At 64.0% G+C, this 13,252-nt stretch carries 9 protein-coding genes; 1 reads left to right on the top strand and 8 read right to left on the bottom strand.

Going from position 1 to position 13,252, the window contains the following annotated elements:
• Window positions 1-71: 71 nt before the first annotated feature.
• From BM341_RS04515 to BM341_RS04550, 8 genes are all read right to left on the bottom strand, one after another.
• On the bottom strand, window positions 72-713 hold the full coding sequence (locus BM341_RS04515) for a DUF2934 domain-containing protein (RefSeq protein WP_089793322.1): 642 nt from the start codon (window positions 711-713) through the stop codon (window positions 72-74).
• The gene (gene treY, locus BM341_RS04520; RefSeq protein WP_089793324.1) at window positions 706-3,546 is read right to left on the bottom strand and encodes a malto-oligosyltrehalose synthase; all 2,841 of its coding nucleotides are present in this window, start codon (window positions 3,544-3,546) and stop codon (window positions 706-708) included. The genes BM341_RS04515 and treY overlap by 8 nt, the downstream gene beginning before the upstream one ends.
• On the bottom strand, window positions 3,543-5,696 hold the full coding sequence (malQ, locus tag BM341_RS04525; protein WP_245784158.1) for a 4-alpha-glucanotransferase: 2,154 nt from the start codon (window positions 5,694-5,696) through the stop codon (window positions 3,543-3,545). The genes treY and malQ overlap by 4 nt, the downstream gene beginning before the upstream one ends.
• Window positions 5,693-7,525, bottom strand: a complete 1,833-nt coding sequence (gene treZ, locus BM341_RS04530) for a malto-oligosyltrehalose trehalohydrolase (protein WP_175507795.1) — start codon at window positions 7,523-7,525, stop codon at window positions 5,693-5,695. The genes malQ and treZ overlap by 4 nt, the downstream gene beginning before the upstream one ends.
• Window positions 7,522-8,868, bottom strand: a complete 1,347-nt coding sequence (locus tag BM341_RS04535; protein WP_175507796.1) for an alpha amylase C-terminal domain-containing protein — start codon at window positions 8,866-8,868, stop codon at window positions 7,522-7,524. Before BM341_RS04535 ends, treZ begins: the two co-directional genes overlap by 4 nt.
• A gap of 290 nt (window positions 8,869-9,158) precedes the next feature.
• Window positions 9,159-10,787, bottom strand: coding sequence for a glycogen synthase GlgA (gene glgA, locus BM341_RS04540; RefSeq protein ID WP_089793330.1), 1,629 nt, complete (start codon window positions 10,785-10,787; stop codon window positions 9,159-9,161).
• Between the two features lie 207 nt (window positions 10,788-10,994).
• Entirely contained in the window at window positions 10,995-11,507 is a 513-nt protein-coding gene (locus tag BM341_RS04545; RefSeq protein ID WP_089793332.1) for a ferritin-like domain-containing protein, read from the bottom strand.
• Window positions 11,508-11,574: 67 nt separating this feature from the next.
• The gene (locus BM341_RS04550) at window positions 11,575-11,739 is read right to left on the bottom strand and encodes a manganese catalase family protein (RefSeq protein ID WP_342713863.1); all 165 of its coding nucleotides are present in this window, start codon (window positions 11,737-11,739) and stop codon (window positions 11,575-11,577) included.
• Window positions 11,740-12,188: 449 nt separating this feature from the next.
• Here BM341_RS04550 and BM341_RS04555 point away from each other — a divergent pair, with 449 nt between their 5' ends.
• Window positions 12,189-13,109, top strand: a complete 921-nt coding sequence (locus BM341_RS04555) for an NAD(P)/FAD-dependent oxidoreductase (RefSeq protein WP_089793334.1) — start codon at window positions 12,189-12,191, stop codon at window positions 13,107-13,109.
• Window positions 13,110-13,252: the final 143 nt, after the last annotated feature.

The raw sequence follows: 13,252 nt of genomic DNA on the forward strand, positions 1-13,252 counted from the left end.
GATCCTGATGTGCCCTACCCCATACCGGCCCCGACGGAACCCGCCGGGGTCACCAAGGTCCCGGCGCCACGTCACTCTTCTCCGGGCTTGTCCTCGGGCTTGGGCGTCTTGTCACGTGGTGAGGACCGCGTGCGCTTCTTGCTGGCCTCGGTCTTCATCGTCTCCGACTTGCTGGCCTTCTGCGCGGCTGGGCTCTTGCGCGTCGAGGCTCCGGCCTTGCTGGTGGCTGTTTTTGCCCCCGTTTTGGGCGCTGTCTTTGGCGCGGCCTTGGCGGGTGCCCGAGAAGATGCCTTGGTGGCACGCGCCTTCCTGGGGGCCGTGGGACTGGGCGTTGGGGGCGTGTCCGGCACCGATGAGGGGGTGTCCGATCCACGATCATGAACCGGGACCTCATCTGCCGGCGCGTCGGCCGCGAGATCGTCGCGGTACGGCCTCTCCTCGAGACCGGGCTCGCCATCGGGGTCATCGAGCGGCAGACGGTTCTCCTGAATGCCGACCTCATCCTCTTCCAGCGGCAGATCCTCCTCGAGGATGGGCGCCTCGTCATGGGGGACATCCAGTGCGTCGAGCTCGGCCTCATTCCCCGCGGCCCGCTCGGCGGCCACGATCTTCCAGGCCATGTCCCAATGGCGCTGGGCCTGATCGTCGGGGCGCCCCTCGGATTCCCAGATGCGATACGCAAGCTGGCGTACCCGCTGTTCGTCATCAGCCATGCTCATGCCCTCCTTGATGATCGGATACCACGTCCTCGCCTTTCTCTTCCGGCCGCTGGTCTGCGCCATGCACCCAGACCCCGACGGGGAAGTCCGCCAGCAGCTCGGCGGGTGACAACGCCTCTTCGGCAAGTGACAGCGAAACGTCGGTGAGCACCTCCCGCCACTGACCCTGCAGGGCTGGCGTCAGATGGATTCGCGTATTCTCCCAGCACGCCGGCGGAATCACCGGATGCGGCGCGCCTGCAAGCCACCGGCTGACCAGGCGAGGCACCACGACCAGCACCGCCTGGTCGCCATGTCGACGAACGAAGGCGACCACCTGGGTGGCTCGGGCGCCGTCAATGACCAGCGGTTGATAGTCGCCGGCCTCGAAGAGACGCGGCTGCGCCTGGCGCAACGCCATCAAGCGCACCAGCACGGCCTGCTTTACCTGGCCGTCCTGCCAATGCGCCAAGGCATCGACCGGCGCCTCATCCGCCTGCAGGGTGGCGCTGCGCACCGCGTAATCGACCTCTCGGCGGTTGTCCGGATCCACCAGGCTATAGTCCCAGTAGTCGCAGCCCTGGTAGAGATCCGGCACGCCCGGCACCGTCATGCGCAGCACCACCTGCACCAGGCCGTTGATCGCCCCGGGCACATCGAGACGCCTGGCCGCCTCGGCAAGCTCGGCCCGCCACGTCGGGTCGCCAAGCAGCCTTTGCAGATACGCCTGGCAGGCCGACTCATAGGCCTCATCGGGCCACAGCCAGTGGCTGCGCAGCTTGGCCTCGCGCAAGGCCTTGACCTGCCATTGGCCAAGCCGCTGCTCGAACCCTTCCATGCCCTCGTCGTCGTCAGCGGACAGCGTGGGTGGCCAGGCGCCCAGCAGCAGCTGATAGAGCATGAGTTCATCGGCCGGCGACGGTGCCGGCCCCGATGGCAGCAACTGGCGCCAGGCCGCGGCCTCGATTCGCCAGCGCCGCATGCGCTCGGCGATGTCCTGCGCCTGCTCGCTGATGACCGCAAGCCTCGCCCGTACGTCTTCGCCGCGCTTGTGGTCATGCGTTGCGGTGGCCAATAACGTGGCGGGGAAGCGTTCGCGCCGCTGCCGGCAGGCCTTGTGAAAGTCGGCGGGGCTGTGGCTGAAATGCTCGGGGTCGAAGCCGACATCGTTGCGCGAGATCAGCACCGCGCTGCGATAGCCCGCGGTGTCCTCGACCGCCTTGGCGGCCACCGGGGAGGTCAGTTGCTGAAAACGCACAATGGCGCGACGACGCAGCTCGCGCTCCTGGTCATCGTCGCAGTCAGCCGGCGCCTCGCCGCCCAGCCAGCGCTCCAGTTGTTCGAGCACGGCGACCTCGGGAGGCCGTACCTCGCCGCGCGCACCGTTGAGCGCCTGCTGGAAGAAACCTTCATCCTGGGCGGGACGCCCGCCGTCGTCGGCATAGGTGCGATAGACCGGGAAATGCACGATGAGCGCCCGCAAGGTTCGCTGGATGGCACCCAGGGTGATGTCGCGGCTAGAAAGCGAATAGCGCGCCACGTCATGCAGCGCCTGGGCGCAAGCCGCAAATTCGCTGGCCAGCGCCGTCTCGAGTATCTCGCCGCGGGCCAGGCGCACCTCGACCAGGAAGTCGTCGTCCCGGCCGGTCTCCTCGCGCCACAACGTCCGCAGCGGTGCCGCGCCCTCGGGGTCGTGCTGCAGTCCCGACACCTGGTTCATGAATTCGTAGCCGGTGGTGCCGTCCACGCCCCAGTCATCGTGCAATGGCTCGTCGGCGGCGAGGATCTTTTCCACATACAGCGCGACGCGGCGCGGCACCTCGGGCGGACGCCTGGCCTCGAGGGCGTCGAGACGCGCACGCAGGCGCCGGCAGTACCCGGCGGGGTCGGCCAGGCCATCGACATGATCGACACGCAGCCCATCGATCCAGCCTGCCTCGACCAGCCCGAAAACCAGGGCATGGGTGGCCTCGAAGACCTCGGGAAGCTCGACCCTCAGGCCACCAAGTTCGGTGATGTCGAAAAACCGCCGCCAGTTGATCTCGTCGCTTCCCGTGCGCCACCACGCCAGCCGGTAGGACTGCTTCTCCAGCAGGTCATGCAGCCGCCGTGCACCCAGCGGGTCGCGGCCATCGAACCGGCGCATGGCATGCTCGAGCGAGTCGCGCGCGGCCGGGTCCGCGGCGAGTTCGCGCAGCGCCTCGCGCAACGGCTCGACGGCGGTATAGGCATCCTCTCGCGTGGCGAGCTCGTCGAACCGCCGGGCCATGTCACGCAGCGCTCCGTGCTCAACATGACGCAGCAGCTCGCCATAATGGCGCGGGTCGAGCGGAAAGCGGTGCTCGTGATACTCGAGATGAAAACTGGCGGACGACGGCGCATAGCGCAGCATCAGCTGGCCGGATTGCAGGACGTCGGCGTAGGGCTCGCCCAGAAAAGGCACGAGCAGCTTGCCGTACAGCAGCGGGTCGGGCGATGCCCAGTCGATATCGAAGAAGGCGGCAAACGGGCTCTGCTGTCCCCAGGCCATCACGTCCTGCCACCAGCGATTCTCGGAGCCCCCCACGGCGACATGGTTGGGCACGATATCCAGGATCAGCCCCATCCCCTTGGCGCGCAGGCGCTGGACCAACCGCTCGAGGGCGGCCTCGCCGCCCAGTTCGGGGTCGAGGCGGGTCGGGTCTATGCCATCGTAGCCGTGCGGCGAGCCGGCCCGCGACGTCTGCAGTGGCGAGGCATAGAGGTGGCTGACGCCGAGGGCGGCGTAGTCATCGACCCATTCGGCGGCATCGTCGAGAGTAAAGCCGCGATGAAACTGCAGGCGCAGGGTGGCGCGAATGGGATTCATGAGCCGCCCCTTGTCTCGCGGGTATTCTTGGCGACCTTCTCGCCGACATTCTGGCGAGCCAGGCCGCGAGCCATGGCCAGCGCCGCGAGGCGCTCAGCCACTTCGGGCGATTCCAGCAGCTCCTCTGTCGAGGCAGTCCACCGCCGCCGCCAGTTGGGATGCTCATCCAGGGTGGCCGGCAGGTTGGCCTGCTCCTCGAGCCCCAGCGCATCCTCGACCGGCAGCAGCATCAACGGTGCCGGGGTTCGCCCCAGATGGCGCACGCAGGTATCGAGTACCCGCGAGATGGGAAAGTCCGCCGCCTCCAGCGTGGACGGGCCGCGTTGCGGATGCGTCAGGCCGATAGCCGCCGATAGGTTGGCACGGGCTTCGCGGCGAGCCTGAGACTCGCTTTCGGCATTCTGATCGACCGCGAGCAGCCCCAGCCGGCTGCGCCATTCGATGTCCCGCCCCGCCCACCAGCCGGCGATGGTCGGCAGGTCGTGGGTCGAGGAGGTCGCCATGGCGTCGTCGGTCCACGCCGAGGCATCCAGAAAGTCGCCCTGCTCGTCCTGTTCGAACCACAGCACCTGCATGCCGAGAATGTGCCGCGAGGCCAGCGCCTCGCGAAACCCCGAGGCTACCGTGCCCAGGTCCTCGCCGATGACGATGCCGCGATGGCGCCAGGACTCCAGCGCGACCAGCCGCAGCATGTCCTTGAACGGGAAGCGCAGGTAGGCGCCCTGGGTCGGGGGGGCGCCATGGGGCACCAGCCACAGGCGCAGCAGTCCCAGCGCATGGTCGATGCGCAGGCCGCCGGCGTGAGAGAACCCGACACGCAGCATGTCGATGAAGCTGCGAAAGCCCGAGTGGATCAGGCCATGCGGCGAGAACGACGCCAACCCCCAGTCCTGGCCATGCACGTTGAAGGTGTCGGGCGGCGCCCCGATCGAGACTCCCTGGAGCATTTCCTCCTGTCGGCTCCACGTCTGACTGCCGGCGCCGTCGGCGCCGACCGCCAGGTCGGCGATCAGGCCAATCGCCATGCCGGCCTCGCGGGCGGTCGATTGAGCACCCGACAGGCCCTCGGCCACCAGCCATTGCAGGAAGGCGTGAAAATCCACCTCGTGGGCATTGTCGGCGGCGAAGCGTGCCACCTCGGGGCTGTCGGGACGGCGCAGCGCCTCGGGCCAGTCGTGCCAGCTTTCTTGCGGCCGACTGGCCTGCAGGGCCTCGAAACGACAATGGTCCTCGAGATGTGCGCCGCCCTGCTGGCGGAACTGCGCCCACTGGCGTTTGAGCAGCTGCGCGGGCTCGTCGTCGCGAGCGATGAAGTCATCGAACAGCGCACGCAGCCAGGTCAGCTTGTGCCGTCCTGCCGTGGGCCAGTCGATCAGGTCTTCGGTTTCCAGCCGCTGCAGCGCGGCCTCCAGGCCGCAGCGCCGGATCGCCTCCTTGACCGGCGCGTCGCCGAATTGCATTTCCGGGGCGGCATACAGGGCATTGCGTACCAGGCGACTCGACGGTGCGTAAGGGCTGTAGCGGTCCGGCCAGGCGCTGAACATGGCATGCGTGGGACTGATGGCGATCGCCTGCGCCCCTTTTTTCGCCGCATGCCGCGCCAGGGTCTGCAGGGCCTGCAGATCACCAATGCCGCCATCGCCCTCGCGGCGCAGGGCATAGAGCTGGGTCGCCAGCCCCCAGACGCGTGGCGTGGGTTTCTCAGCGGCATCGGCGACCGAGAAGCATTGCCGGGGGGCGACGGCCAGCGTCAGCTCGACACCGCAGACAGCGAGCCGGTGATAGCCCGTCTGGGCGACCGCGGGCAGGCAGCCATGCGCATCGACCTGACCCTCATGTGCGCCGCCCTCCTCCAACTGCAAGTGGTACGGCGTGCCCGGCGCCACCGAGGACGGCAGGGTCACGACAGTATCGGACTCGGCGGTGATCAATGGCGGCCACTGCGCGGGCTCCTGGGGGTGACGCAGGCGTTGCGCCCGGTCCAGGCTCGCGCGCAGCGTCGGCTCGTCGTCGGCGGGAAAGCCCAGCAGGTCGAGCATCGTACGTTGAATGTCGGTCGACAGGCGGCAAGGCTCGCCGTCGCTGTCTTCCCACTCCAAGATCAGGCCGACGGTTTCGGCGAGAAGGGTCAGATCCTTCATTTCCTTCATACGCTTACCTCTTCATCGCCGGGGTTGGCGCGACGCCAGGCCACGGCGGTCCGTGCGGGCAACCGCCCGCTCTCGGCCTCCACCGCGGCGTTGTGGCGAGTCTCATACAGGCAATGCCCGACGCCGAAGCCCGATGTCGCCACCGGCGTATCGCCCAGATTCAGCGCTATCACCAGATGGCTGGCATCGTTCATTCGCCAGCGCGCCACGACCGCCTTTTCGCCCAGCACCTCAGCACCCAGCGCCTTGGCACCCTTGCCCTTCAGGCGAGGCACGATCTCGTGACGGCGCAAGGTCAGCAGCGCACGATAATGTGCCAGCCAGGCCGCATGGGCTGGCGTCTCGCGGGCATCGAAGTCGGGGATCGAGTCCGTGAAGGTCTGCGGCGCGTTGGGGTCGGGAATCGTCTCGCGCACCGCTTCGTCACGAAAGGCGCTGAAATCGGCGAATTCGGCACGTCGGCCCTGTCGCACCGCCTCGGCCAGCGCGTCACGATGATCGGTGAAGAACAGGAAGGGGCGCGTCGAGCCCCACTCTTCGCCCATGAACAGCAAAGGCACCATCGGCGACAACAACAGCACGACCGTTGCGGCACAAAGCGCCTCATGATCGGCCAACAGGGTCAGCCGCTCGCCGAGGGCGCGGTTGCCGGTCTGGTCGTGGTTCTGCAGGAACGCCACGAAGGCGGTGGGCGGCAGGTGCGCGCTGGGCTCGCCACGCGACTGGCCGTGGCGTGACCGCTGGCCCTGATAGATGAAGCCCTCCCCCAGGCACCTCGCCAGCTTCTGCGTGGCGTTATCGACGAAATCACGGTAATAGCCTTCCTGCTCGCCGGTGAGCAGCACATGCATGACATTGTGCCAGTCGTCGTTCCACTGGGCGTTGAACCCTCGCGGCCCGAGCAGGCTCGCGGTGTTGCCTTCGTTTTCCAGCACCAGATGCACACGGCGCGGCGCACCGATCGCGTCGTGAATCTCGTGGGCCATCTCGACCAGGAAGTCCTTTTCGCTGATCGCGTGGACGGCATCGAAACGCAGCCCGTCGAGCCGGTATTCCTCGAGCCACATCCGCGCATTGTCGATGAAGAAGCGCCGCACCGCCGGAACGCGGAAATCAATGGAAGGCCCCCACGGCGTGATCAGGTCGTCGCGAAAGAACGACCCGGCATAGTGGGCGAGATAGTTGCCGTCCGGCCCGAAATGGTTGTAGACCACGTCGAGAAACACCATCAGACCCAGGCCGTGCGCCTCGTCGATCAACGCCTTCATGTCGTCGGGGCTGCCATAGGAGGCCTCGACCGCATAAGGCAGCACGCCGTCGTAGCCCCAGTTGCGTGCGCCGGGAAACTCGGCAACCGGCATCAACTCGATTGCCGTGACACCCAGCGACGCCAGGTAGGGCAGGTAGCGTCGCACCCCGTCGAAGCCGCCCAGCGCCCCCACATGCAATTCATAGAGCACGGTTTCGTGCCATGGCCGCCCCTGCCAGCCGCTGTGCCGCCAGGCATAGCGCTTCGGGTCGATCACCAGGCTCGGTGCGTCGATGTCCCCCGCCTGGGCACGCGATGCCGGGTCGGGGACCAGTGTGCCGCTGTCGTCATCATCAGAGAACACGCGGTAGCGATAGCGGGCGCCATGCCCGACGGGCGCCTCGATCATGAAATGTCCCTCATCGCCCGCCTGCATCATCATGCTCGGTTGGCCCTCGATCTCGACCGCGACGCCCGCTGCCGTAGGCGCCCAGAGGACGAAGCGCGTGGTCGCCTCATCGATCACCTGTGCCCCATAGGTCGGCACCGCCATACGAGGCGCTTGGATTGACGGGTTCATGTGGGCCAGTCTCCCTGACGTAACAGCAGGGTCGTAAGGGCCGGCAGCGTCAGCTCCAGTGAGGCGGGATAGCCGTGACTGGGCGAGAGCTGGGCACCAACACCGATGCCATTACCGACGTTTTCACCGGCATAGAAGACGCTATCGGTATTGAGAATCTCGCGCCAGGTCCCCAGGGCAGGCACCCCCAGGCGGTAATGATGCAGCTGCGAAGGACCAAAATTGGTTACGACCAGCAGCGGCGCGGTGCCCTCGGCACCGTAGCGCATGAACGCAACGACGCTGTTGGTCGAGTCGTCACCGACCACCCAGGCGAAGCTGTCGGGCTCGCCGTCGCGGTAATGCAACGACGGTTCATTGCCATAGATGCGATTGAGGTCGGCGACCAGACGCAGGATCCCGGCATGACCGGACTGGTCGAGTAGCGTCCAGTCGAGCTCACCGCCTTGCTGCCACACATGGTCATTGGCAAACTCGACCCCCATGCTGAGCAATTTCTTGCCGGGATGGGCCCACATGAAGCCCAGGCAGGCACGCAGTGACGCCAGACGCTGTTCGGGCGTGCCCGGCATGCAGCCGAACCAGGTCGTATCGACGGCCCATGCCTCGTCGACCAGCGGCAGGATGAAGTGGGAATCGAACGCGGCGGCCATGACGCCGGTCAGGGTATCGTGATGCGCCCCTCGCGCCTCCGGTGGGTGACTCAGGTAGTCAAGGAGTGCCCGCGTCCAATGGGTATTCCAGAGCAGCAGACGCGAGGCAGAAGGATCGGTTATTGGCGGTGACCAACGGTATTCGCAGAACAGCACCACATCGGGGATTCGAGCGGTAATCGTGGTCATGACCTTGCCGAGCAGCGCGACGCTGTCGGCATCTTCCTGTGGCGAAAGCGGCATCAGGCGCAGCCCATCGAGATGAAAGCGCTCCAGCCATTCCAGCGCCTGGGCGGTAACCTCCGCTTCCGCCATCAGCACGGGAGGAACAGCCAATAGCCACTCCACGATGACCCCGATCCCGCCGTCGTGACAGGCATCGACGAAACGCGCGAACCCGATGTTGGCCTCCGCCTCGTCCAGCCCCCTGAGTTCGATATGAGTAAACCCCAGATCGGCCACATAGGGCACCAACGCGGCCGCCAAGACTGGCCAATCCAGTGGCTTGCCCTGGGCATCGCGGCGCCAGGCGCGGGGCTGCAACCGATAGATCGAAAGCGGCGAGGTCCGCGGTTCATCGCGCAAGCGCTGCTGCATCCAGGTGGCATCCTGCCAGCGGTGAAGTAGCACCTCGTCTCGCGAGTCTCGCCTGTCAGCCGCGCCACCGGTCTCGTCGTTGCCTGCTCTCACGTTGACGATGCTTACCTTTCCTAGCTTGGGCTTTCCGAACCCTCCTGCCTCGCTCTCTGTACCCCTGCTCTCCGACACCTGCCCTGTCACGACATCACGCAGCCTCAGCGGAGCGGGAATCCTCGCCATGGCATCATCGGATCTGCACCTCGTGGAAAAGTGGCGAGTCATCGTTACCGTCCTTGGTCATCCTTGCTTTCCCCACCAGCCGATCGAGCACCGACCCGCTGCCCCTGATCTGACCTCGCCATTCACTATCTCGCATACCTGACGCTTTCACGGTGTGCCTGTCATGGCGTCGCACGCATCACCTTGCCGACATTCGAATCCACGTCGTCATGAATCGCTTCATTTACTACCTGCTCACTGAGTACCTGCTCACTGAGCACCTGACGATACAGCTGCGTATACGGCTCGATCGACTGTCGCCAGTGATAGCGGCCAGCCATGGCGGCCCGGCGCATGGCATAGAACAGATCCGTCGCCTGGAAGACGGTTAAGGCCCGCTGTATGGCGTGCATATAGCTGGAAAGGGTCATGTCATCGAACAGAAACCCCGTCACGCCATCCTCGATGGTATCGGCCAGCCCCCCGGTGCGATGGGCGATCGGTAGCGAGCCGAAACGCTGGGCATACATCTGGCTGAGCCCGCAGGGCTCGAACCGAGAGGGCATCAGCAGGAAGTCGCTGCCGGCGTACATGCAGCGGGCCTCGCCTTCATCGAATCCGATGTTGACGCCAATCGAGCCGGGAAAGCGCGCCGCCAGATTGCACAGGGCGTTCTCGACGGGAAGCTCGCCACGGCCAATGAAGACGATCTGGCCACCGGCACGGACAATCGACTCCGCCACGCCGATGGTCATGTCCAGCCCCTTCTGATGCACCAGGCGTGACACCACAGCAAACAAGGGGCCGTTGTTGACTGCCAGGCCGAAGATCTTGCGCACGTAGTCGGCATTGGCGCGCTTGCCTCGCCAGTCGTTGGTGGCAAATGCCTGGGCCAGGTGGGTATCGGTACGCGGATCCCAGGAGTCATCGATGCCGTTGGGAATGCCTACCAAGCGGCCTTCTTCCGCCTTGCTGGCAAGCAGGCCCTCGAGACCACAGCCGAACTCGGGGGTGGTGATTTCACGAGCGTAAGTGGCACTGACGGTCGTGATGCGCGATGAATAGACGATTCCGGCCTTCAAGAACGAAAGATTGCCGTGGAACTCCAGCCCATCGATGGTTAAGGCCTCTTCGGGAATCCCCAATGCCTGGCGACGCGACGGATCATAGGTGCCCTGGTAGGCCAGATTGTGAATGGTGAATACGCAGGGGGTCGGTTCATCGCGCCAGTGCAGGTAACCCGCCGCCAGCGCCGTCGGCCAGTCGTTGAGATGCAGCAACTGCGGTCGCCAGTCGATCCCGGCATGGCCCGAGGCGATCTCCGCGGCAGCCAGGGCCAGCCGACCGAAGCGGATATCGTTGTCATCCCAGCCGATGCCCATGTCGTCGCAATAGGGGTTGCCTTCGCGCTCGTACAGCTCGGGGCACAGCAGCACGTAGATGATGAGACCATCATGACAGGTGATCTCACCTATCTCGCAGGCAGGCAGACCGGCAAAGCCGGGCAGAGTGCCGACGGGCTTGATCTCATGGTCAGAGGCGATCATCTCGCGATAGGCGGGCACCAGCACACGGATATCGTGGTGCGCGGCCAGCGCCCGGGGCAAGGCGGACGACACGTCGCCGAGCCCGCCGACCTTGACGAAATCGGCAATCTCGGAGGTGACAAAGAGAATCTGCAAGGGCGACTCGCGCCCTTTACCGCCGCCGCCCGCCGGCCGATGTTGGCGAACGACTCTCGCTTCTTCGGGTATCAGACCAAGGCTGTCGCTCAGCAGTCGGGTCACATCTCCTAGCGCTACGCTACCCATGAGCGGCCTCCCTGCTCGATTCCCATTGATAAATGCTCATTCGGGACCATCCTGCTCCGACCCTGACGTGACATCAGGCACGAAGCCATTGCTCAGAAACGATAGGCAAGGGAAACCGATGCTTCATGCTGGCCCCCTTGCAAGAACAAACCGCCGCTCGTCGGACCGGGCGACGGTTTGGACCACTCTAGACAGCCAACATCCGTATCAGCGCTTGGAAGGCAAATCATCCGATTCATCGCGAGCCAGGAAGGCGCGCGTCACGGCAGGCAGATTGTCTTCCAGCCACTTGGCCATCGCCTCTTCTTCCTTGAGAATCTTCTCGCAAACCCGCATGATTTCAGTTTCGCCGCAGTGTTCAGCCGTCAATATCAAGGCACGATAGTTGGCGATCTCGAAGTGCTCGAAGGTATAACTGGCCACGCCGCCCTTGACCACTTCATCGGAAGCGAACATGCCACCGAGCGACTGCCCAACGGCAGTGAACTTGGCACCCATGTCTTTGACAGCCGACGTACTCATGTTCGCCTGGTCGATCACCCCTTCCAGCAAATCGATTTGCCCTTGGGTTTCCTGGATATGCTGTTCGATACGGGCCTTGAGTTCGGGATAGTGCTCCAGCCGACTCGCCTGGCCGCGCAGCATCTGGTCCGCTTGTTTCTCCATGGCATGGGCATCGCGCAACCAGTCCTGTAGATGCTCTCGTGCTTTCTCGTTCATCGTTCCGCTCCTTGGTGAGACCGAGTGAGTAAGTGACTAAAAAAACGTTGAAAGGTCGCGAATCCGCTCATCGCTCCGGGCGTCCATCGCCGAAAAGCAATACTGCATCGCCACGCGGATTCCGCCTATCCACGCCGCCTATCGCCTGTTGAAGCAACATGGCGAATTGCGGGTCGGGCTTGTCTACCCTGACGGGATATTGGAGATTCGCTGAATGGTGAAACATCGGCATCCTCCTTGAATTACCGCTTCCGTTGTCCGTCTCCGCTCCCTTTAGCCTCTCGGCTTACGGATTACATTCGCGTCATTTAAATCAGGGAAATTAAATGAAGAACCAGTTAATCAACTTCCTTGCTTCGCTCCGTCTCCCCTACTGGCTTCTGTCTTGACTGTTTTGTCTAGGCTAGCAGTTCGTCTGAATTTTGCTAATGCATTTCATACTTCAGGGACTTTTCTTTATTAGCATGAAGGCACCCGCTGATTAACCAACTTTCTGCGCTCGCTTAGCCTGTCTAGCGCACCCTCATGAAAAGAGATGGAGGTCGAAAGCTGTCTTTTTGATTTTAGAGCAAGACACCCCCTCGCCACTTACACTTATGTTTAGTTGCTTCGTTACCAGTGGCTTTTTTGGTGACTTACGTAAACAGGGACGCTTCGTGCGTATATAAGGATATTGCCACGATGAACCATCATAAATTACTGGACTGCCTAGTTGTGGGAGCCGGCCCCGCTGGCCTGACCGCCGGCATCATTCTGAAACGCTTCTTTCGCGAGGTGAGCATTGTCGATGCCGGGCGCAGCCGCGCGTCGCTGATCCCCCTTTCGCATAACTATCCAGGGTTTCCTGAGGGAATCAGTGGCAACGACCTGTTGGCCCGGCTCAGGGAGCAGCTCGACATCAATGGGGGAAGCGTGGTTGAAGGCGCGGTACGCCGACTTGAACGCGACCATGACGGCCACTTTATCGCCGAGACCGATGACGCCAGGCTGTACGCCAGGACCGTTCTGCTCGCGACAGGCGTGGTGGATATCGAGCCGGAACTGGAGGGCTTTGAAGCGATCCGTGACAAGGGCCTGATACGCTATTGCCCGATCTGCGACGGCGCCGAGTTTACCAACGAACGTATCGGGATTATCGCCCAAGGGGAACACGGTGTCAGCGAGTGCCTGTTCATCAAGCGCTTCAGCGCCAATCTCACCATGATCAGCCCTGATGGCGATTGCCAGCTCGACCCCGTCCAGCGCGAACGGCTCGCGCGCGAAAAAGTCGACCTGATAGAAGAACAGGCAAGACGACTCTATCTCGATGATGATCAAGTGGTTCATCTGGAAATGGCGACGGGCGAGGACCATGAGTTCGATGTGCTCTATTGCGCGCTCGGCACTCGAGTTCGCAGTACCCTGGGCAAGGAACTGGGGGCGCGACACACGCCGAATGGCAACCTGATCGTCAACAAGCATATGCAGACCGGCATCGAAGGGCTCTACGCCACGGGCGACATGACCAACCACTTGAGCCAGATTGCCGTGGCGACCGGGCAGGGCGCCATTGCCGCCACGGCCATTCACAACCGCTTGCTGCTTGCCGACTCGAACGAATGATTGTTACCGCTCGTGGCTGAGCATGAAGCCGAGCACGAAAAAGGCGGCCTTACGGCCGCCAGGGGAGCATTTTTCGTGTAGCGGTACCGATCGGGCTGTGACGCAACGCCACTACCGTCGCGTCACGCCACCCGTCGAGCGCG

It is taken from the genome of Halomonas korlensis, assembly GCF_900116705.1.
In the GTDB taxonomy this organism is placed as follows: Bacteria; Pseudomonadota; Gammaproteobacteria; order Pseudomonadales; family Halomonadaceae; genus Halomonas; species Halomonas korlensis.